General features: G+C 66.3%; 15 protein-coding genes and 1 pseudogene. 5 read left to right on the top strand and 11 right to left on the bottom strand.

Annotated elements, in window-relative coordinates; all coding sequences use genetic code 11:
- Window positions 1-4: 4 nt before the first annotated feature.
- The 8 genes from ilvD to smpB form a co-directional block, all read right to left on the bottom strand.
- The gene (gene ilvD, locus C8J47_RS04800; RefSeq protein WP_121884616.1) at window positions 5-1,726 is read right to left on the bottom strand and encodes a dihydroxy-acid dehydratase; all 1,722 of its coding nucleotides are present in this window, start codon (window positions 1,724-1,726) and stop codon (window positions 5-7) included.
- A gap of 64 nt (window positions 1,727-1,790) precedes the next feature.
- Window positions 1,791-2,024, bottom strand: coding sequence for a hypothetical protein (locus C8J47_RS04795; protein ID WP_121884615.1), 234 nt, complete (start codon window positions 2,022-2,024; stop codon window positions 1,791-1,793).
- 230 nt (window positions 2,025-2,254) lie between these two features.
- Window positions 2,255-2,620, bottom strand: a complete 366-nt coding sequence (locus C8J47_RS04790) for a response regulator (RefSeq protein WP_060527091.1) — start codon at window positions 2,618-2,620, stop codon at window positions 2,255-2,257.
- 65 nt (window positions 2,621-2,685) lie between these two features.
- Window positions 2,686-5,061, bottom strand: coding sequence for a response regulator (locus tag C8J47_RS04785; RefSeq protein ID WP_121884614.1), 2,376 nt, complete (start codon window positions 5,059-5,061; stop codon window positions 2,686-2,688).
- A 468-nt stretch (window positions 5,062-5,529) separates the two neighbouring features.
- The gene (locus C8J47_RS04780; RefSeq protein WP_121884613.1) at window positions 5,530-7,575 is read right to left on the bottom strand and encodes a M13 family metallopeptidase; all 2,046 of its coding nucleotides are present in this window, start codon (window positions 7,573-7,575) and stop codon (window positions 5,530-5,532) included.
- Between the two features lie 120 nt (window positions 7,576-7,695).
- On the bottom strand, window positions 7,696-9,774 hold the full coding sequence (locus C8J47_RS04775; RefSeq protein ID WP_121884612.1) for a M13 family metallopeptidase: 2,079 nt from the start codon (window positions 9,772-9,774) through the stop codon (window positions 7,696-7,698).
- Window positions 9,775-9,857: 83 nt separating this feature from the next.
- Entirely contained in the window at window positions 9,858-10,352 is a 495-nt protein-coding gene (locus tag C8J47_RS04770) for a DUF2062 domain-containing protein (protein WP_056052830.1), read from the bottom strand.
- Between the two features lie 94 nt (window positions 10,353-10,446).
- The gene (gene smpB, locus C8J47_RS04765; protein WP_055879372.1) at window positions 10,447-10,929 is read right to left on the bottom strand and encodes an SsrA-binding protein SmpB; all 483 of its coding nucleotides are present in this window, start codon (window positions 10,927-10,929) and stop codon (window positions 10,447-10,449) included.
- Between the two features lie 334 nt (window positions 10,930-11,263).
- Here smpB and C8J47_RS04760 point away from each other — a divergent pair, with 334 nt between their 5' ends.
- Window positions 11,264-11,914 carry a hypothetical protein gene (locus C8J47_RS04760; RefSeq protein ID WP_121884611.1) on the top strand — a complete coding sequence of 217 codons (651 nt, stop codon included), beginning with the start codon at window positions 11,264-11,266 and terminating at the stop codon, window positions 11,912-11,914.
- A 9-nt stretch (window positions 11,915-11,923) separates the two neighbouring features.
- On the opposite strand, the gene dapA is transcribed toward C8J47_RS04760, so the two are convergent.
- A complete protein-coding gene (gene dapA / locus C8J47_RS04755; RefSeq protein WP_121884610.1) occupies window positions 11,924-12,808 on the bottom strand; it encodes a 4-hydroxy-tetrahydrodipicolinate synthase in 885 nt (294 codons plus the stop codon).
- 90 nt (window positions 12,809-12,898) lie between these two features.
- Here dapA and C8J47_RS04750 point away from each other — a divergent pair, with 90 nt between their 5' ends.
- The 4 genes from C8J47_RS04750 to C8J47_RS04735 all read left to right on the top strand — a co-directional run bounded on the left by C8J47_RS04750 (window position 12,899) and on the right by C8J47_RS04735 (window position 16,763).
- Window positions 12,899-14,920 carry a lytic transglycosylase domain-containing protein gene (locus tag C8J47_RS04750; RefSeq protein ID WP_121884609.1) on the top strand — a complete coding sequence of 674 codons (2,022 nt, stop codon included), beginning with the start codon at window positions 12,899-12,901 and terminating at the stop codon, window positions 14,918-14,920.
- Window positions 14,921-15,010: 90 nt separating this feature from the next.
- Window positions 15,011-15,487: a transcription elongation factor GreB gene (greB, locus tag C8J47_RS04745; protein ID WP_121884608.1), complete on the top strand. Its 477-nt coding sequence runs from the start codon at window positions 15,011-15,013 to the stop codon at window positions 15,485-15,487.
- Between the two features lie 120 nt (window positions 15,488-15,607).
- The gene (locus C8J47_RS04740) at window positions 15,608-15,988 is read left to right on the top strand and encodes a DoxX family protein (protein WP_121884607.1); all 381 of its coding nucleotides are present in this window, start codon (window positions 15,608-15,610) and stop codon (window positions 15,986-15,988) included.
- Window positions 15,989-15,998: 10 nt separating this feature from the next.
- Window positions 15,999-16,763 carry an NYN domain-containing protein gene (locus tag C8J47_RS04735; RefSeq protein WP_121884756.1) on the top strand — a complete coding sequence of 255 codons (765 nt, stop codon included), beginning with the start codon at window positions 15,999-16,001 and terminating at the stop codon, window positions 16,761-16,763.
- Between the two features lie 163 nt (window positions 16,764-16,926).
- On the opposite strand, the gene C8J47_RS04730 is transcribed toward C8J47_RS04735, so the two are convergent.
- A complete protein-coding gene (locus tag C8J47_RS04730; protein WP_404969245.1) occupies window positions 16,927-18,435 on the bottom strand; it encodes an MATE family efflux transporter in 1,509 nt (502 codons plus the stop codon).
- Between the two features lie 477 nt (window positions 18,436-18,912).
- Window positions 18,913-21,959: pseudogene (locus tag C8J47_RS19440) on the bottom strand (valine--tRNA ligase).
- Window positions 21,960-22,020 lie beyond the last annotated feature (61 nt).

Here is a 22,020-nt window from a genome sequence, read left to right as displayed (position 1 = left end):
TTGCTTAGATATCCGCGTAGACATGGGTTTCGGCTGCCGCTCCAGGGTGCGTGACGGCACCCTTGTACGCGGGGCCGACGGTCTTCGCATAGCGCCAGAGTGCGCCCGACCCGTAATCGTTGGTGCGCGGCACCCACGCGGCACGGCGCGCCGCCATCACGTCCTCGGGAACGTCGAGATCGATCGTGCCGGCTTCGGCGTCGATGTGGATGATGTCGCCATTCTCGACCAGCGCGATCGGGCCGCCGTCCGCCGCTTCGGGACCGACATGGCCGATGCAGAAGCCGCGCGTGCCGCCCGAGAAGCGCCCATCGGTGATCAGCGCGACGCTCTCGCCCATGCCGAGCCCGTAGAGCGCGGCGGTGGTCGACAGCATCTCGCGCATGCCGGGGCCGCCCTTGGGGCCTTCGTAGCGGATGACGATGACTTCGCCTTCGTTGATCTCGCGATTCTCGACCGCGGCGAAGGTGTCCTCCTCGCAATCGAACACTCGGGCGGGCCCTGAGAACTGGAGGCGGTGCATGCCGGCGACCTTCACGATCGCGCCGTCGGGGGCGAGACTGCCGCGCAGGCCGACGACGCCGCCGGTAGGGGTCAACGGGGTCTTGATGTCGTAGATGACCTTCTGGTCGGGGTTCCACGTCACCTGGTCGATGTTCTCGCCGAGCGACTTGCCGGTCACCGTCAGGCAATCGCCGTTGAGGAAACCGCCGGCGAGCATCGTCTTCATGAGCATGTAGACGCCGCCGGCCTCGTACATGTCCTTGGCGACGTACTTACCACCGGGTTTGAGGTCCGCGATGTACGGCGTTGTCTTGAAGATCTCGGCGACGTCGAACAGGTCGAATTCGATACCGGCTTCGGACGCCATCGCGGGCAGATGCAGCGCGGCGTTGGTCGAGCCGCCAGTCGCAGCGACGACGCGCGCGGCGTTGATGAACGCCTCGCGCGTGCAGATGTCGCGCGGGCGGATGTTGTCGGCGAGGCACTCCATGACCTGCGCGCCCGCCGCCACGGCGATCTGCTCGCGTGTGGTGTAAGGTGCGGGCACCATGTTGCTGTTCGGGATCGACAAACCGATCGCCTCGGCGACACAAGCCATCGTGTTCGCGGTATACTGGCCGCCGCATGCGCCGTGACCAGGGCACGCAACCTTCTCGATCGCGTGGACTTCGGAGAGCGGGCACGCGCCGGCGGCGTATTTGCCGACGATCTCGAACACGTCGACGACGGTGACGTCGCGGTCCTGATAGCGGCCTGGCAGGATCGAGCCGCCATAGACGAACACCGACGGTATATTGAGGCGGAGCATCGCCATCATCATGCCGGGCAAGGACTTGTCGCAGCCGGCGAACCCGACGAGTGCGTCGTAGCAATGGCCACGGACCGACAGTTCGACCGAGTCGGCGATGACTTCGCGGCTCACCAGCGAGGCCTTCATACCCTGGTGGCCCATCGCGATGCCGTCGGTGACGGTGATCGTGTTGAACCGGCGCGGCATCCCGCCGCCCTGGATGACGCCGGCCTGCGCGGCATCGGCCTGCGCGTCGAGCGTGGTGTTGCAAGGCGCGGAGTTGTTGCCGGCGGACGCGAGCGCGACGAACGGGCGGGCGATCTGCTCCTCGTCGAGGCCCATCGCGTAGTAATAGCTGCGGTGCGGGGCGCGTTCTGGGCCGACGGAGACGTGGCGGCTCGGCAGGCGCGATTTATCGAATATGCGGGTCATGGCGAACGCCTATGTCGCGAGAGGGGGTATTTGCGCAAGAGAGTTGCGAGGCCGAACGGGCAATTTAGTGGACGAGCGCCATCAGGGCGATGAGCAGGACCATGACCCCGATCGTGACGACGAAGAGCGTTGCGAGGATCAGAAACGTGCCGCTGTCATTGTCGAACGCCCAAGCGACCGGGGGGAGAGCGAGTATCGCGACGGCTGTCGCGACGCTGCTGCCGCCTAAACCATACCCTACGACCAGTGCCACCAGCGTGCACGACAGCGTGACCGTCCGGGCTCGCGAAAGTCGCATCAGATCTGGTGTAGCAAATACATAGGAACGCAGCGTGAGGCTGGGACAGTGTTTGTGCAATACGGTGGCATCGAGTCGCCAACGTGAGTCATTCCGACGAGGTCAGAATCCAAGGTTACTGACAATGCGCTACTTGGCTCTGGGCCCTGACTTTCGTCGGGATGACGGTCTAGATGGAGGTTGCTCTCACCAAGCGCCCCCAGCCTCACCTTTTCAAGGAGGAGAAGGAGTCAGAGGCCTTCGAGGGCCTTGGCGACCCCGTCCATCGTGAAGGGCTTCTGCAGGCGGGGACGGTCGCGGAATTCGGGGGCTACGCCGTCGTCACCGCCGCCGGTGGCGAAGACGAACGGGACGCCGCGCGCGGCCAGGGCCTCGGCGACCGCGGTGCTCTTTTCGCCGCCGCGGAGGTTGACGTCGAGGATGGCGCCATCGACGCCGCCCTGCTCGATCCGCTTGAGCGCGTCGGCGACGGTGTCGACCGAGCCTGCGACTCCCTTGTCCAGCACCTCGAGGAAATCCTCGAGCATCATGGCGATCAACGGTTCGTCCTCGACGATCAGAATCTGCTGCGGGAGGATCTGCTGGGAAGCGGTCATGCCATGCGCATAGTCGGGATTGTTACGACTTGCCAACATCTTGTCCAATTCATTCCGGTTTCGTTTCACCGCGCGGCGAGCACGTCCCGCGCCGCTTCGGCAAGTTCCTGGACCGAGAAGGGTTTCGGCAGGAACGAGACGTTGTCCAGATCGATCGATTTCCGCAGCTGCTCCTCCGCATAGCCCGACATGAACAGGATCGGCAGGTCGGGATATTTCTCGCGCACGTGCCGGACCATCGTCGGGCCATCCATCTGCGGCATGACGACGTCGCTGATGAGCAGATCGGGGCGCCCGTGTTTCTCAAGCACTTCGAGCGCGACCTCGCCGTTCTCCGCGGTCAGTACCGTATAACCCTGACGCGAGAGCGCGCGCTCGGCAACCGCCCGGACCATGTCCTCGTCCTCGACCAGCAGGATCGTGCCGGTGCCCCAGAGATCGACGGGCTTCGGCGCGGGCTTCACGATCGCGGGCCGCGTCGCGGCGGGGGCCGAATGAACCGGCAGATACATCGTGAAGGTGGCGCCCTGCCCCAGCTTGCTGTCGGCGAAGATATAGCCGCCGGATTGCTTGACGATCCCGTAGACGGTGGAAAGGCCGAGGCCGGTGCCCTTGCCGAATTCCTTGGTCGTGAAGAACGGTTCGAAGATCTTGGGCAACACGTCGGGGGGAATGCCGGTGCCGGTGTCCTGGACGATCAGCGCGGTGTAGTCGGCCACGGGCAGGATGTCGGAGGCCATCGCGCGGACTTCGGACGCGTACACCGCGCGGGTGGTTATGGTCAGCACGCCGCCACCGCGTGCATTGGCCGAGACGATCGCGTCGCGCGCGTTGACGGCCAGGTTGACGACGACCTGCTCGAGCTGGCCGGGATCGGCGCGCACCGGGCCGAGGTTGCGGCCATGCGTCATATCGAGGCGGACGTTCTCGCCCATGAGCCGTTTGAGCAGGTTCGAGACTTCGGAAACGACGTCGGGGAGTTGCAGGATCTGCGGCCTCAGCGTTTGCTGGCGCGAGAAGGCGAGCAGTTGGCGGGTCAGGCTGGCGGCGCGGTTCGAGTTGGTGCGGACCTGCTGGATGTCGTCGTAATCGCTGTCGCCGGGCGAATGGCGCATCAACATCAGATCGCAGTGGCCGATGATCGCGGTCAGGATGTTGTTGAAATCATGCGCGACGCCGCCCGCGAGCTGGCCGACTGCCTGCATCTTGGTGGCCTGCGCGACCTCGCGCTTGAGGCGGCTCTCCTCGCTATTGTCCTTGAGGCTGAGCAGAACGGCGGCGTCGCCCAATCCGCGCGCACCGGCGATGGTCAGCGCGACCGGCTCGTCCGGGTGATCCTTGAGGCGGACCGCCATGTCGGCGGAATGCGTCGCGCCGTTCGCGAACTTGCGGATCGCGTCGGCGACCGCGGCCTTGTCCTCGCGGACGACCAGATCGCCCGGATACAGCGGCGGGGCGACCGGATTGACGCCCGCCGCGCGCAGGAACGACGTGTTCATCTGAAGAAACCGGCCGTCACGGTCGACCAACGCCATCCCGAACGGCATCAGACTGACCAAGCTGCGGACATGCGCCGACGCACTGGCGCCGACCGGCGGAGCGGCCTCCTCGTCGTCCAGCAGCGCCACGAGAACCGGCGCATCGTCGCCTTCGAGAAACGGGACCTGGAGGACGCGAAGCGGCGTGCCTTCGAGACCCTCGCGTTCGAAGCGCACGAAGCCGCGGCTGTCGGTAATGAGAAAGCTCGCGAAATCGCGTCCGTCGATCGATTCGTGATCGTTGCCGCTAGCGCGCGCGCGCAGCACGCGGTTGGCGGTCCGCACGCGGCCGTCGGTGGAGAGCAACGCCGCCATGATGCCACTGCCGCCGAGCCGGTCGCCGGTCGGTCCGGGCAGCAGCGCCGCCAGCGTTTCGGCGAGATCGTGATCCTGCGCGGTGACGAATCGCCAGACGAGCATGTCCGCTTCATCGCCGGCGCGTGCGATGTGCGCGGACAGGCAGATCCCGCGGGCGTTGAGGCGCTCGACCCTCGCAATCCCATCGCGCCAGGCGGTTCGGCCGGCATCGGCGAGCGCCGCCGTGCCGACATCGTCGAGCGGCAATCCCGGGGGTGTCGGAAAGCCTGCGAACAGCGCGTCGTATGCGTCGTTGGCGCAGACCAGTCGGCCGGCGCGGTCGGTGATCGCGATGGCGTCGGTGCCGGCTTCGGCGACGGTGCGGGTGAGGTCCCAATCGACCGGGCGCGGCGCGTCCTTCGCAACCGGGTTCAGCAGACGCCACGCGATCAGCGCACCGATGACGATGACGGCCGCGGCGAAGAACCCCGCGGCGGCGATCCAGCTGCCGACGAGCAGGAGCACGATCGCGGCGGCGGCGACGCCGGACGCGATGGCGACGAGCGCGGCGTTGCGGGCGGGGGTGGATAAAGCGAACGATGCCATCGGGTGGGTCATCCGCTCAAGCGGGGCTGGGCGTCAAGCGGGTTGGTGGGTTTGGGGGGCCGGGCGGCGGCGGGGTGGCGCGGATTTATCGGACCTCCTCCGCTGGGAGGCTGTCTAGCCAGCCCCTGTTAGACTGCGCGGCATCAAATGTTGCCGTCCCGCTGCGGATGCAGGGGGCAGAGCTCCGGACAGTTGCGGTTGATTCCTGGGCCCCGCCTTCGCGGGGGAACCGGTCGTCACCAGCGGAGCGTTCGAGGAACGAATCGATCTCTTTTGCTCCCCTCCCTGGAAGGGAGGGTTGGGGGTGGGTCGGCCTGTTGGCGGATGCTGCGCGTTCCAAGCAGCCTACCCACCCCCGGCCCCTCCCTTCCAGGGAGGGGGACCGTTGGGGGTTGGGCGGACTTGGGCGCTTTGCTTTGCAGAGAGCGTCGTCGCTTCCGCTCCCCCGTAGTCCAAGGGAGTCGCCTATTACCAGATCCGAACGCGCTGTTCCGGCGTCAGGTACAGCTTCTGCCCGGGCGTCGGCTTATACGCCGCGTACCAGGGGTCGAGGTTGCGCACGACCCACGCGCGCTGTTGCGACGGCGAGTGAGGATCGGTCAGCAAGCGGTTGCGAAGGTTGGCTTCGCGGTAGTTGCGGCGCCAGACCTGCGCCCAGCCCAGATAGAAGCGCTGGTCGCCCGTGAACCCGTCGAGCACCGGCGCGGCCTTGGCACCGAGCGCGGTGTGGTAGGCATCGTACGCTACCGTCAGGCCGGCGAGATCGGCGATGTTCTCGCCCATCGTCAACTGGCCCTTCACATGCATGCCGGGGAGCGGTTCGTAGGCGTCGTACTGCGCGCCGAGCTTGCCCGTGAGCGCCTTGAAGCGCGAGACGTCCTGCGGCGTCCACCAGTCGGTGAGCTGGCCCTTGGCGTCATACTTCGAGCCCTGATCGTCGAAATGATGGCTCAGTTCGTGGCCGATCACCGCGCCGATGCCGCCGTAATTGACCGCGTCGTCGGCCTTCGGATCGAAGAACGGCGGTTGCAGGATCGCCGCCGGGAAGACGATCTCGACCATGCCGAAATTGGCGTAGGCGTTCACCTCCATCGGCGTCATGCCCCATTCCCAGCGCTGGAGCGGCTTGCCGAGCTTGGCGATGTTGTCCTGGTGCTGCCATTCGTTCGACCGCCATTCGTTGCCGAACGCGTCGCCGCTCGTGATCGTCAGCCCGGAGAAATCCTTCCACTGACTGGGGTAGCCGATCTTGGGCGTGAAGGCGGCGAGCTTGGCGTGTGCCTTGACCTTCGTCTCGGGCGCCATCCATTCGAGCTTGTCGATCCGGCGGCCCATCGCGGCGAGCACGTTCTTGACGAGCTTGTCGGCCGCCGCCTTGGTCTCGGGCGGGAAATACTGCGCGACGTAGAGCTTGCTGACCTCGTCATCGAGCGCGCCGGAGGTGAACTGGACGCCACGCTTCCAGCGCGCTTCCTGCTCGGGCGTGCCGCCGAGGACGGTGCCGAAGAACGCGAACTGCTCGGCGTCGAACGCCTTGGGCAGGACGTCCGCGTAACCGTCGAGCGAGCGGAGGATCAGTTGGTCTTTCAGCACGCCGATCGGTGCAGTCGCTACGAGCTTGGCGATGCCGGTGATCGCCGATGGCTGCGCGACGATGACGGTCGGGACGGGCGTGCCGATACCCTTGAAATACGCGGCAAAATCGAAGCCGGGCGCGCGCTTGGCGAGATCGGCGACGGTTATCTTGTTGTAGGTCTTGGTGGCGTCGCGGCTGTCGACGCGGGTCCAGCTGACCTTGGCGATCTCGGTTTCGAACGCGAGCAACGCTGTGGCGCGCGCCTCGGCGTTGGGTTCGCCGGCGAGAGTGAGCATCTTGACGATGTGTGCGCGGTAGGCGTTGCGTGCCTCGACCAGTTTCGCGTCGGTGCTGAGGTAATAGTCGCGGTCGGGGAGGCCGAGGCCGGACTGGCCGAGCGAGAGCGCGTATTGCTCAGGCGACTTGTCGTCCTGGCCGACGCCGCCGCCGAACGGGCCGCCGATGCCGGCGCGGTCTGCTTCGGCGAGGAGGGCCGGATAGCCCGCGCGATCGTTCAGCGCAGCGATCTTCTTCAGCCACGGGCGGATCGGCGCGAGGCCTTTGGCTTCGATCGTGCCGGTGTCGAGGTAGGTCGCGTAAGCGCGGCCGATCTTCGACTTCGGGTCCTTCGCGGCGGTGTCGAGGATGCCGCGGGTGCGGCTCTCGGACAGGTCGGACAGGAAGTTGAACGCGCCGTACGCCGCCTTATCGGCCGGGATCGGGGTGTTCTTCGCCCAGGTGCCGTTGGCGTAGCTGTAGAAGTCGTCGCCGGGCTGGACGGTCTTGTCCATGCCCTTCTCGTCGAAGCCGAAGGTGCCGTATTGCGCGCCGGTCGAGGCGGGTGCGGGCGGGGTCGGCTCAGCCGTTTGCGAGATGGCGGCGGTGACGCCGGTGATGGCGGTTGCGGCGAGCAGGCCGGCGACGATGAAGGACTTCATGTTTCTCTCCAGACTTCGTCATCCTGGCGAAAGTCAGGATCCAGAGCCCGCAGCGTTACCTGCGTGGCTCTGGATCCTGGGTCGAGCCCAGGATGACGGGGCTCTATGGAACGGGGTCAGTTACCAGATGCGGACGCGGTTGGCGGGGGCGAGGTAGCTCTTCTCGCCCGGCTTGGCGCCGAATGCGGCGTACCAGGGGTCGAGGTTGCGGACCGTGAGGACGCGCTGGTGGCCCGGCGAATGCGGGTCCGACAGCAACGTCTGCTGAAGCGCGGCGTCGCGGAACTTGGTGCGCCAGACGCCCGCCCAACCGTAATAGAAGCGCTGGTCGCCCGTCGTGCCATCGATGATCGGCGCCTGCTTACCGCCGAGCGACTTGTGGTACGCGTCGTAGGCGACCGTCAGGCCCGCCAAGTCGGCGATGTTCTCGCCGAGCGTCAGGCCGCCCTGGATATGTTGGCCGGGGAGCGGTTCGTACGCGTCGTACTGCTTCACGAGCGCGTCGGTGAACACCTTGAAGCGCGCGACGTCCTGTGGCGTCCACCAATCGGTGAGCTTGCCGTTGAGGTCGTATTTGCGGCCCTGGTCGTCGAAGTGATGGCTGATCTCGTGGCCGATCACCGCGCCGATGCCACCGTAATTGACCGCCGCGTCCGCCTTAGGATCGAAGAACGGGGGCTGCAGGATCGCGGCCGGGAACACGACCTCGTTCATCGTCGGGTTGGCGTAGGCGTTGATCGTCATCGGCGTCATGAACCACTCGCCGCGATCGATCGGCTGGCCGAGCTTCTTGAGGTCGCGATCATATTCGAACGCGTTGGCGCGCGCGACGTTACCGATGAGATCGCCCCGCTGGATTTGAAGCGCAGCATAGTCGCGCCACTTGTCCGGATACCCGATCTTCGGGGTGAAGGCGGCGAGCTTGGCGAGCGCCTTGGTCTTGGTTTCGAGCGCCATCCATTCGAGGTTCCGGAGCCGCTCGCCCATCGCGGCGATGACGTTCTTGACGAGGTCGTCGGCTGCCGCCTTCGAGGCTGGTGGGAAATACTTCGCCACGTACTGCTGGCCGATCGCCTCGCCCATCGCGCCCGATACGGTCGAGACGCCGCGCTTCCAGCGGGCCTGCTGCTCGGGCGTGCCCGACAGCGTGGTGCCGTAGAACGCGAAGTTGGTCTTGTCGAAATCGCTCGACAGGTACGGCGCGTACGCGCGCAGCACCTTGAGCATCGCATAGTCCTGCAGGACGTTGACCGGCGTATCGGCGAAGACCTTGGCCTCGCCGGTCACCGCGCTCGGCTGTGCGACGAGGTAGAACGGACGGCCGGTGACGCCCATCGCGGTCATGTACTGCGCCCAAGGGAAGCCCGGCGCCTTCGCGGCGAAGTCGGCGGCGGTCCACTTGTTGTAGGTCTTGTCGGCGTCGCGGCTCTCGATCCGCGTCCAGTGCGCCGTGGCGAGGCCCTTCTCCATGTTGAAGACGGCGGCGGCGCGGGTGGCGGCGTTTGGCTCGCCGGCTAGCGTCAGCATCCGCGCGAGATACGCCTGGTACGCGGTGCGGACGGTCGCGAGCTTGGCGTCGTCCTTCAGGTAATAGTCGCGGTCGGGGAGGCCGAGGCCGCTCTGGCCGAACTGGACGACATAGGTGGTCGGATCCTTGTCGTCCTGCGACACGCCGACCCCGACGAGGCCACCGACGCCCTGGCGCTGGAGCTTGGCGATCTCGGTGACGAGCGCGGTCTTGTCCTTGGTCGCCTTCAGCGCGGCGAGCATCGGCTTGACCGGGGTCACACCCTTCGCGTTGACCGCGGCCTCGTCCATGAAGCTCGAGTAGAAATCGCCGACCTTGTCGCCGGGCTTGGTCGCCGCGGCATCGAGGATCGTACGGGTACGCGCGAGCGACAGGTCCTGGAGGACATGGAACATGCCGTAGGACGAGCGATCGGCGGGGATCGGCGTCGTCTTTACCCAGCCGCCGTTCGCATAATCGAAGAAGTCGGTGCCCGGCGTCACGCTGGTATCGCGGCCTGCCATGTCGAAGCCGAAATCGCCGATCTGCGGCTTGTTCGCGTCCCTGGCCGCGACCGGGCCTTTCGCGGCCTTCGCCAGCACAGGCGATGGGCGGTTGGTGCTGGGTTTCGTCTGGGCGAAAGCCGACGCGGCGGACGCGAGCAGGATCACGGTAACAATCGACTTGCGCATCAAGAACCTCGGAGAAAGATCGTCAGGATGCGATGTGTTCTACGCCGATAGGACGGTCCGTCAATTCCAACCGGTGTCAAATGTTACGAAACATGACCGTGGCGATTGTCGTGGCGGTGCCGCCACTTGCGCGCGATCCACAATCGCCAGCCAAGCGCGCTGAGCGCATAGCCGCCGACCGAACAGACGACCGTGATGACCAGCAGGCCGAGCGCGGTGGCAGGCCCCGCCTGCATCAGCCACGGGATCCATTCGGTGCGCGCCGCGGCGTCGGCGACGGGCTGGCCGGGGACATGCGCGTCGAGCCGCAACAACGACGAGCCGATCCAATAGGCCGCGATCCAGAGAGGCGGCGTGGTCAGCGGGTTGGTGATGAAGGTGGTCAGCGCCGCGGTCGGCACGTTGGCGCGGAACGGCAGCGCGAAGATCGCCGCGACCGGCGTCTGCGCGACCGGGATCAGGATGCCCGCGACCATCCCCAGCGCAACGCCGCGCGGGACCGAGCGACGTGTGAAGCGCCATAGTTCGGGCGCGAGCACGCGGTGCGCGACCGGACGAAGGAGACGGTTCCGCTCCATCGATTCGCGGGTCGGCAGGTTACGACGCGACCACGCCGCGAGACGCCCGAATATGCTCAAGACGATAGGGTCATCGACACCGGCGCCACGTCGGTTATCCGCGATCCCGCATGATCCGGCCCTGCTCGCGCTTCCAGTCCTGTTCCTTCACCGAATCGCGCTTGTCGTGGTTCTGCTTGCCCTTGGCGAGCGCCAGTTCGATCTTCGCGCGGCCCTTCGAATTGAAATAGATCATCAGCGGCACGAGCGTCATGCCCTGGCGCGCGACCGCGCCGAACATCTTGTTGATCTCGCGCTCGTGGAGCAGCAATTTACGCGGCCGCTTGGGTTCGTGGTTGAAGCGGTTGCCGTGGCTGAATTCGGGGATGTTCGAATTCACCAGAACGACGTTCTTGCCCTTCACCTCGGCATAGGCCTCGGCGATCGAGCCTTCGCCGCCACGCAGCGCCTTCACCTCGGTGCCGGTGAGCGCGATGCCCGCCTCGAACACCTGCTCGATATAATAGTCGTACCGCGCGCGCCGGTTCTCGGCGACGATCTTGGTCTTCTCGAAGGTCGGGGGTTTGGGACGTGCCATGGGACGCGCGATGTAGGGGGTCGCGAGGCTTAGGGGAAGCGGTGGTGGTCGTTATTAACTGCCTCCTCCTCTTCTCCGCCCCTCCCTGGAAGGGAGGGGTTGGGGTGGGTCGGGTTCCGCATATCCGAACCGTGGCGGCTCAAGCTGGCCTACCCACCCCCTGCCCCTCCCTTCCAGGGAGGGGAGACCGTTGTGGTTGGTTCAAACGAGGTTCGCGTTCGCCAGGGCGGCGTAGACTGCGGCACAGGCCACCGTCTTACGACACCCCAACCAAACGTTCACACGCCTACACACACATGATTGCCGCCCCCCAGCCATTGGGTTAGCTCACGCCATGAACGTCACTGAACGCTATGACCAAGACGGCTATGCCGCCGTTCCGCGCCTGATCGCGCCGTCGGTCGCCAACGCCTTCCTCCGCCAACTCATCACCGACATGCAGGCTCGGGGCACGCCGTTGACCGCGCAGAAGAACGGCTCGGCGTTGCTGCGGCGCGACGCGATCGAGGTCTACGGGTTTCACTATCCGCCGATGCTGGGGTTCCTCTGGGGCCTGACGCCGTTCGTCGCGAACGCGATCGGGCGCGACCTGCTGCCAGCGTACAGCTATTTCCGGATCTACCAGGAAGGCGACATCTGCCGTGTGCACAGCGATCGGCCGTCGTGCGAGCATAGCCTGTCGCTGACGCTGGACTATAGCGACGGCGTGGCGTGGGACCTGGAAATCGGCACCGACCACATCGCCGTGCCGAAACCCGTGGTCGAGGATGATTTCGGTTCGGCGGGCTTCGCCTCGGTCAGCATGGAGCCCGGCGACGGCGTACTGTACCAAGGCGTGCACCGTCGGCACGGCCGGATCACACCCAATCCCAATGCCTGGTCCGCGCACCTGTTCCTGCACTGGGTCGAGCGTGGTGGGCCCAACGCCGCGTTCGCCTTCGACGGCAACCATGCGGCGACGCGGCCCGTCGATCTCGCCCTGTAGCAGCAGGCTTCAGACGAGCCGGGCGTGTGCGAGCGCGGCGTCCACCGCAGCCCGCGACGCTTCGCCGGCGGGGGTCATCGGCAGGCGCAGGGTTTCGGGGAAGCCGGCGCGCACCTTGGTCATCGCGTATTTTACCGGGCCCGGCGAGGCGTCGGTGAAGAGTGCTTCGTGGAGCGGGTAGAGCTGGTCCTGATACGCCAGCGCCTTGATAAAATCGCCCGCCTGGCACGCCGCCTGGAACTCCGCGCACAGCTTCGGCGCGACGTTGGCGCTTACCGAGATGCAGCCGGTGCCGCCCATCACGTTGAACGCCAGCGCCATATCGTCATTCCCCGACAACTGGCAGAAATCCGGTCCACATGACGCGCGGTGCTGCGAGACGCGCGCGAGGACACCGCTGGCATCCTTGACGCCGACGAACACGTCCGGGAACGCCTTCACGATCCGCGCCAGCGTCGCCGGCTGGATATCGGTCACCGTGCGCGCGGGGACGTTGTAGAGGATGATCGGCAGCGGGGTCGAAGTGGCGAGCGCCTCGAAATGGCGGAAGATCCCCTCCTGCCCTGGCCGGTTGTAATAGGGCGGCACCATCAACGCGGCGTCGGCGCCGGCGTCCTTCGCGGCGCGCAAATTGGCCGAGGCGACGCGCGTGTCGTTGGAGCCGGCGCCGGCGATGACGGGGACGCGGCCCTTGGCCTGGTCGACGCAGACGCGGACCACATGGAAATGCTCGTCGTACGACAGGGTCGCCGCCTCGCCGGTGGTCCCGCAGGCGACCAGCCCCGACGAGCCCTCGACGATCTGCCATTCGATGAAGTCGCGATAGGCGGGTTCGTCGAAGCTGCCATCGGCGGCGAACGGCGTGACGAGCGCGGGAATCGATCCTGAAAACATGCGGTGGCCTGCGGTCCTATTGCGCCAGATCCTGGGACGTATCTGGATTTCGTTCAGGACAGATACGGGTTCGATGCGTATGCTGTCCACATGGTAGCATCGATGTTCAAAACGAGCCTTCTTCTTGCAGTGGTCGCGGGGACGGCTGTTTCGTCCGGCGTGTTGGGCCAGGGCGGCGAGCAGACGCTGGATCGCTACAGCACGCAGCTCGCCAATATGGGGCCACAGGCCCAGCCGGTCGCGAACCCGACGATGAGTGACGGCGCGATCGCCGCGACCATCGCGCAGTGGCGCGCGTTGCAGCAGACCGATGCGCTGCCGTTCGACAGCTATGCCGGCTTCCTGATGGCGCATCCGGGCTGGCCCAACGAGGCGGCGAACCGGCGTGCGGCGGAGCGCAAGGCTTCGACCGGATCGCCGACGAGCGTCGTCGCGTTTTTCCGCCGCTTTCCGCCGCAGTCGGCGTCGGGCGGGGTCGGCTACGCGCGGGCGTTGATGGCGACGGGTGCGCGCGATCAGGCGTATGCGGCGGTGCGGACGGCGTGGCGGAGCAGCGGGCTGACCCCGACCGACGAGGCGATGGTGATGTCGGGCTTTCCGGGCGCGCTGACGCCGGACGACCAGGATGCGCGGATGGATGCGCTGCTGTGGGCGGGCCAGACAGGCACGGCGCAACGGCAACTGGCATGGACGAGCCCGGCGCGGCGGCCGATCTTCGAGGCACGGCTCGCGTTCCGGACGAATGCGCCGAACGCGTCGGATATCTCGTCTGCGACGCAGACTCTGTATGCGAACGATGCGGGCTATGTCGCGGACCGGGCGCAGTGGTTGCGTAATTCGGGGGCAAGCCCGTCCGCCCGCGCGTGGCTGGCGCGGCCTCGGTCGCTGGTGACGCGGCCGGGGAATGCCGCCGAGTGGTACGAGGTGCTCGTCACCAACGCGAACGGCGCGGCGAACGACGGGCAATACCAGACGGCTTACGATATCGCGCGGCAGATCGACGATGCGTATCCGTATGGCGCGGACATCGCGGCGAAGTCCTATGCCGAGCGCGACGAATACACCAATCTCGCCTGGCTTGGCGGGCGGGTGGCGATGAAGCAGCTCGGCCGGCCGGCGGATGCGATGACGCTGTTCGACCGGTACGCGCGCGGCTCGCGGTCGCCGCAGGTGCGGTCGAAGGGGTATTACTGGGCGGGGCGTGCGGCGGAGGCGGCCGGGTTGGCGCCTCAGGCTGCGGCGTTCTACGGTCAGGCGGCGGGGTACCGCGATCAATATTACGGGCAGCTCGCCAACGAGCGTACGGGTCGGGCGCTGGTCGCACCGCCGTCGGTCGCGTCGATCGTCGTCGATCCGTCGGTCCGCGCCGCGTTCGACCGGCGCGAGGTGGTGCGTGCGGTGAAGTTCCTCGGGCAGATCGGCGACTGGCAGGACCAGACCGCATTCGTCCGCCAGATCGCCGCGGATGCGACGACCGATACCGATCACCTGCTCGCCGCCGAACTGTCGAAGACGATCAACCGGCCGGACTTGGGCGTGATGGTCGGGCGGAGTGCGCTGGCAAACGGGCTCAGCGATTATTCCGCGGTCGGCTTTCCGATGGTGGCGGTGCCGGCGGGGTATGAGGATAACTGGACGATCATCCACGCGATCTCGCGGCAGGAGAGCCAGTTCGATCGTGCCGCCGTGTCGCATGCCGGCGCACGCGGGCTGATGCAGCTGATGCCGGCGACCGCGCGCGAGCAGTCAGGGAAGATCGGCCTGGCGTACAATCAGGCGGCGCTGACGACTGATCCGAACATGTCGATCATGCTGGGCTCGAGCTATTTCCAGCGGGTGTATGCGAATTACGGCAGTTATCCGCTGGCGGTGGCGGCGTATAATGCGGGCGGCGGCAACGTGAACAAATGGCTCCGCGCGAACGGCGATCCGCGGACGGGGGCCGTGGACATGGTCGATTGGGTCGAGGCGATCCCGTACCAGGAGACGCGCAATTACGTACAGCGCGTGCTGGAAAATGCGGTGGTGTACGACCTGATGAACCCTGCGCGGGCGAAGAGCCGGGGGGCGGCGCGGTTGTCGTGGTATCTGGGGAAGAACCGGCCGGGTTGAGGTCTCGCTACCTCATAAGATTGTTCTCCCGCGAAGGCGGGAGGCCAGACTGGGCTCCCGCCTTCGCGGGAGAACATGGTAGGGCACCGCATGGATCGCCCCAACTACATCACCCCCACCGGCTACACGATTCTTCGCGAAGAATATGAGCACCTGCTCGCTGGCGAACGGCCGAAGCTAGTCGAAGTCATCTCTTGGGCGGCAGGCAACGGCGACCGGTCCGAGAACGGTGATTACATCTACGGCCGCAAGCGCCTGCGCGAGATCGACCGGCGGCTCGGCTGGCTGTCGAAGCGGATGAAGGCGGCCAAGGTCGTCGACCCCGCCGCGCAGGAAGACCGCTCGCGCGTGTGGTTCGGTGCGTGCGTGACGGTCGCGGACGAGGACGATGCCGAGCGCATCCTGACCTTGGTCGGCGACGACGAGACAGACGCGAGCAACGGGCGGATCGGCTGGAACTCGCCGTTCGCACGCGCCTTGCGTGGCGCGGCGATCGGCGATGTGCGGCGCGTGGACCTGCCGGCAGGCGAGCGCCAATATGAGGTGATGGCGATCGCTTATCCATAATCCCCCTTTGGCGGGGGGATCGTGAGTTGCCCGTCAACGATGCGTTTCGATCTACGCGAATTGACCTCGACCCGCCTCCGTGTGACGTTTCGCCCACGCAACGACACTCGAGGAATCCCCATGCCGATACCCGCCACCTGGTCCGCCCGCCTGCTCAGCGTCATGCGCATCGTCGTCGCGCTGGTGTTCTTCAGCCACGGCATCTCGAAATTCTTCGGCCTGCCCCCCTTCCCGATGCCGATGAACCCGCTGCTGACCGTTGCCGGCGTGCTCGAAGTCGTCGGCGGCGGTCTGCTCATTATCGGCCTGTTCACGCGGCCGGTCGCGTTCGTGCTGTCGGGAATGTCCGCGGTCGCGTATTTCATGGCGCACATGCCGAAGGGCCCCTTCCCGATCGCCAATGGCGGCGAGGCGGCGGTGCTCTACTGCTTCGTCTTCCTGTACCTCGCCGCGGCCGGTGGCGGCGCGTGGAGCGTGGACGCGGCGCGCGCGCGGGGCTAACCTTGCGCGCATGATCGATACCACAGCGCGCAACGTCGCCCTCCTGATCGACGCGGACAATGCGTCCGCGGCGACCCTCGACCCGGTGCTGACCGTCCTTGCCGAGCTCGGCACGGTCAACGTCCGGCGGGTCTATGGCAACTGGTCGAAGCCCGCGCTGAAGGCGTGGAGCGACATGTCGATCAAGCACGGCATCGAGCCGCAGCAGCAGTTCGACCTGACCAAGGGCAAGAACGCTACCGACATGAAGATGACGATCGACGCGATGGACCTGCTGTTCCGCGGGCGCATCGACGGGTTCGGGATCATGTCGTCGGACAGCGATTTCATGCCGCTCGCGACCCGCATCCGCCAAGACGGGATTCCGGTGTATGGCTTCGGCACCAGCCGTACGCCGGAAGGGTTTCGGCAGGCGTGCACGCGGTTCATCGACGTCGGCGCGCTGAACGAGACGTCGCAGGCTATGCCCGCGTCAGTGCCTGCCCCGGTGGCTGGCGAGAAGCCCGCTACGCCGGCGCCGGTCGCTCGGCCAAAGACGGCGCAGCCGATCGACGAGCAGGTGATCAAGCTCCTGATCGACGCGTACAACGCGGTGAAGCGTGACGAGAAGGGGTATGCCAGCGTTGCCGAACTCGGCCAGCTCGCCGGGAACCGGTCGAGCTTCGATGCGCGCAACTACGGGTTCAACCGGCTGTCGGACCTGATCGAGACGATCCCGAACTTCCAGCACGAACGCCGCGAAGGTGGCCGTTCGTTCGTCAAGCGCCTGCGGTAGGCAGTTCAAGCGTGACTAAAAGGTGAACCACCCCGGCGAAGGCCGGAGCCCAGTTGGGGAACATTGCTAACCGGGCGCCGCACTTTGTTACTGCAACCTCTCCAACTGGGCCCCGGCCTCCGCCGGGGAGGTGGCTTTGACCTAGCGGGGCCAGATTTCGGTCTCACCCCGTAGGCTGCAACCGCCCACCCGGCTCACTCATGCCGTGCGCCTGTTCCTCGCTGTCGTCGGGCACTACCAGCGCGCCCTTCCGCCAGTTGCCATAGCGATAATACCACGCGGCAATCGCCAGCGTCGTGAGCGACCCTAGCGGAAAGCTCCACCACAACGCGTCCGCCCCGAGCCACGGTTTTGCCAGCAGCGCGAAGCCGATCCGCACCGGATACAGCGCGACGATCAGCGCGATCAGCGGCGCGATCACCGCGCCGTTCGCGCGGACGGTCGAGAACAGCACCATCGTCATCCCGAACAGGATGAAGTTCCAGCTCGCAATCAGCTGGATGTGCCGCGCGATTGGCAGCGCCGGGCTGGCCGTGCCGATGAACAACGTCATCACCGATCGGTCGAACAGGATGACCACGCCGACCATCGTCCCGGTCAGCGCAACGTTGAAGAGCAGGCCGTATTTCGTGATGTCGCCGACCCGGTCCCAGCGGCCCGCGCCTATATTTTGCGCCGCCATCGAACTGACCGCTGCGCCGATCGCTAGCGCGGGCATCTGGATATAGGTCCAGAGCTGCTGCGACACGGCGTACGCCGCCGCGGTATCCACGCCGAGCCGGTTGACCAGCCCGACCATCGCGAGGCCGGCGGTCGACATGACCAGCATCTGAGCGCCCATCGGCAGGCCTTTCCGCACGATCGTCCCGGTCAGCGCGCGCTCGGGAATGAGGTAGCGGAGTTCGTTGCCGCGCAGCCTCAGCGGCAGGTCGCGCTTGTAGATATAGACGATCAGCCCGAGCAGCGAGACGTGGCTCGCCACCAGTGTCGCCATCGCCGAGCCGGCGATGCCCATCTGCGGGAACGGGCCGATCCCGGCGATCAGCAACGGGTTGAGGCCAGAGTCGAGGATCGCGCTAAGCAGCATGAACCACAGCGGCGTCATCGAATCGCCGGTGCCGCGCAGGCCCATCATGAGGAGGACCATCATCATCGAAGCCGGCAGCCCGAGGAAGATCACGCGGAGGTAGGCGAGCGCGAGCGGCATGGCGTCGCCGGGGGTGGCAAGCAGGTGAAGGATCTCGGGCGCGAATACCCAGCCTAGCGCGGCGATCACGATTGCGCCGCCGAGGACCAAGCCGACCGCGGAGCCGAACGCCCGGCGCGCGCCTTCGAGGTCGTGACGACCGAAGCTCTGGCCGACCAGGATCGTCGCCGCCATGCCGAAGCCGAATACCGCGCCGAAGGTGAGGAACATGATGATGTTGGCGTTCGAGGTGGCCGCGAGCGCGCCTTCGCCGAGATAGCGCCCGACCCAGATCGCGTTGATCGAGCCGTTGAGCGACTGGAGGATGTTCGAGCCGAGCGTTGGAAGCGCGAACGCGAGCAGCGTGCGGCCGATGTGTCCGGTGGTGAGGTCACGCTGGCCTGGTTTGCCTCGGGAGCGGACGGGACCGGGGCTGGGCTCGCGGGAAACGGCGCTCGTCCCGACGTCAGATAAAAGGTCGCTCACACAGTCTCTCCGTCAGGCCGAACTTCGTCCGGCATGCACCGGCGAACGGGCAGGCGCCCTGTCATGTCGACGGCCTAACCGCGGAGTGAACTCCGGAACAAGCCGGTAGGTCAGTCGTGCTCGCGAACAACTATACCGCCCCGGCGGATGCCGGGGTCCAATTGGAAAGGTCGCAGCAACGAATCGCTAGCGCAGCTAGCGACGTCGCCCAATTGGACCCCGGCCTTCGCCGGGGGGGGAGCGGGGGAAACGGCGGTGCTGATTTGAGGGTCGAAGGCTCCCTCGCCTATGCTCGCCGATTCGCCATCCCGGCGGAACCTTGGGGGCGGACCTTGGTAGGAGCGACGAGGTCTTCAACCACGCATTCCCCTCCCGCATGCGGGAGGGGTCAGGGGAGGGCGCGACGTACGTACTGGCGTCCGGCTTCTTATTGCACGCCCCTCCCCCAGCCCCTCCCGCAAGCGGGAGGGGAGCAGGTTAGCCCAGGCGTCCGAGGGCAGCCTGCAACCGCGCAGCTTCGGCGGCCTTGTCGGCGTGGTCGGCCCTGGCCTTTTCCACCGCTTCGGGCTTGGCGCGTTCGACGAAGCTGGCGTTGCCCAGGCGGCCCGACAGTGCGTCGCGCTCCTTCTCTGCCGCCGCGATCGCCTTGGTCAGGCGGGCGCGTTCGGAGTCGAGGTCGATGACGCCTTCAAGGGGCAGGACGAAGGTTGCTTCGTCGACCACGACCTGCGCCGCACCGCCGGTGGCTTCGCCGTCTGCGCGCGTGACGCGGGCGAGACGCGCGAGCGCCGGCGCCTGGCGTTCCAACCGCGCCAACGTCGTCGCATTCGCATCACGGACGTGGAGCGGCAGGCGCGCGCCCGGCGGAACGTTCAGTTCGTTGCGCGCGGTACGGATTTCCTGAACCAGGCGGATCAGCCAGTCGACTTCCTTGCTCGCCTCGGGATCGAGCGAGCGCGCGTCCGCCATCGGCCACTGCGCGACGATCAGGTCGTGCTCGCGCGGATGGGCGGGGTCGGCCATCGCGTGCCACAGTTCCTCGGTGATGAACGGCATGAACGGGTGGAGCAACACCAGGATCTGGTCGAGCACCCAGCCTGCTACCGCCTTCGACTCGTCGTCGATGACGCCCCGCTCGTCGCCGACCATCTGCGGCTTGATCAGCTCGAGATACCAGTCGCAGAACCGGCTCCACGCGAACTGGTAGATCGCGTTCGCGGCACCGTCGAAGCGATAGTCGGCGAGCGCGAGGTCGACCGTCTGGACGGTCGCGATCGTCTCGGCGATGATCCACTTGTTCACGGCCAACTCGGCGCGCGGTGCCTCCAGAGTGGTGCTGGCGACGATGCCGTTGGATTGTGCGAAGCGGGCCGCGTTCCATAGCTTGGTGGCGAAGTTGCGATAGCCCTCGACGCGCTTCTCATCCATCTTGATGTCGCGGCCCTGGCTCTCCATCGCCGCCATGAAGAAGCGCAGCGCGTCGGCGCCGTAGGTGTCGATCAGGCCGAGCGGGTTGACGACGTTGCCCTTCGACTTCGACATCTTCGCGCCGTCCGCCGCACGGACGAGTCCGTGGAGATAGAGCGTGCGGAACGGCACGTCCTTCATGAAGTGCAGCCCCTGCATCATCATCCGCGCGTTCCAGAAGAACAGGATGTCGAAGCCGGAAATGAGCACGTCGTTGGGGTAGCGGCCGTTTAGCTGCTTCTGCTCCCTCTCCCCTGCGGGGAGAGGGTCGGGGTGAGGGGCGGTACCGGGCGTTGCGCCGCTTGGCTGCCCCCCCCCCCCGCCCCCCCCCCCGGGGGGGGGGGGGGGGGGGGGGGGGGGCCGGTACCGGGCGTTGCGCCGCTTGGCTGCCCCTCACCCTGGCCCTCTCCCCGGAGGGGAGAGGGAACGGCACCCTCCTCGGGCCAGCCGAGCGTGGCGAAGGGCCAGAGGGCGGACGAGAACCACGTGTCGAGGACGTCAGTATCGCGAAACAACAGGATCTTTTCGCGCTGCCGCTGTGACGCTTCGACTATGGTATCGCCAATACCAATATCGCCGTGTTCGCAAATCTGCACATGATCAGATCCGTATTTTTCTTGAGCAAGCTTAATCGCTTCCGCTTCGCTTTCAGCCACGAAGCACTCTCGTTGCAACCCGGTGATCAGCTCAACCTTCGGATTTGATCCGAGAAGATACGCAAGCTCTCCATCTGGTTTAATCGCTGGCCCGAACCAAGCCGGAATCCGGTGCCCCCACCATAGCTGGCGCGACACACACCAAGGCTGGATGTTGTCCATCCAGTTGAAGAACGTCTTCTCCCAGGTCTTCGGCACGATATCGATCGCGCCGGTCCGCACCGCTTCGATCGCGGGCTGCGCGAGCGTCTTCGCGTCGACATACCATTGGTCGGTCAGCCACGGCTCGATCACCACGCCCGAGCGGTCGCCATACGGCGTCTGGATCGTGCGCGGCTCGGCGTCGTGCTCTTCGCCGTCCTTGTCGACGTGCGGAATCAGGAAGCCTTCGTCCTTGAGCCGCGAAACGACAGCATTCCGCGCCTCAGCGGTCGTCTTGCCGAGCAGGTCACCCGGTATCAGCCCGTCCGAAACCTGTACCACCCGCGCCTTCGCATCGAGCATGTTGAGCATCGATCCCGCGGCCATCCCTGCCCGCTTGCCGACCTCGAAATCGTTGAAGTCGTGCCCCGGCGTGATCTTGACAGCGCCCGAACCGAGTTCCGGATCGGCATGATCGTCGGCGATGATCGGGATCAGGCGTCCGGTGATCGGCAGCTTCACCTGCTTGCCGATCAGCGCGGTGTAGCGTTCGTCGGACGCGTTAACCGCCACCGCCATGTCGGCGAGCATCGTCTCGGGCCGCGTGGTCGCGACCTCGATGAAGCCCGATCCGTCTTCGAGCGGATAGCGCAGATGCCAGAAGCTGCCCTTGATCTCGCGCGTCTCGACTTCGAGGTCGCTGATCGCGGTGCCGAGGCCCGGATCCCAGTTCACCAGGCGCTTGTCACGGTAGAGCAGGCCCTGCTTGTGGAGGTCGACGAACACCTTCAGGACGGCCTTCGAAAAGCCCTCGTCCATCGTGAAGCGCTCGTTCGCCCAGTCCATCGAGCAGCCAAGCCGGCGGAGCTGCTGCGTGATCTCGCCGCCGCTCTCTTCCTTCCACGCCCAGACCTTCGCGACGAACTCCTCGCGCGAGAAATCGGTGCGCTTCTGCGGCGGGGTGAGCGCGCCCATCTGCCGCTCGACCACCATCTGCGTCGCGATGCCGGCGTGATCGGTGCCGACCACCCACAACGCATCCTTGCCCTTCAGGCGGGCGTGACGCGTGAGGATGTCCTGCAGCGTGTTGTCGAGCGCGTGGCCGATGTGCAGCGAGCCGGTGACGTTGGGCGGCGGGTTGACGATCGTCCAAGGCTCGGCGTTCGGCCGGTCGGGGCGGAACTGGCCGCTCGCCTCCCAATGCGCGTACCAGCGCGATTCGATGGAGGCCGGGTCGAAGGTTTTGGGAAGCTCGCTCATGCGCCGAGCCTTAGCGAGCGTGCCCGCGCTAGGCCAGCCTCAGGTACGCCAACGTCAGGTA

It is taken from the genome of Sphingomonas sp. PP-F2F-G114-C0414, from assembly GCF_003688595.1.
Taxonomy (GTDB): Bacteria; Pseudomonadota; Alphaproteobacteria; order Sphingomonadales; family Sphingomonadaceae; genus Sphingomonas.
Note: the sequence above shows the minus strand (reverse complement) of the source record. Positions and strands in the feature narration are given on the sequence as shown.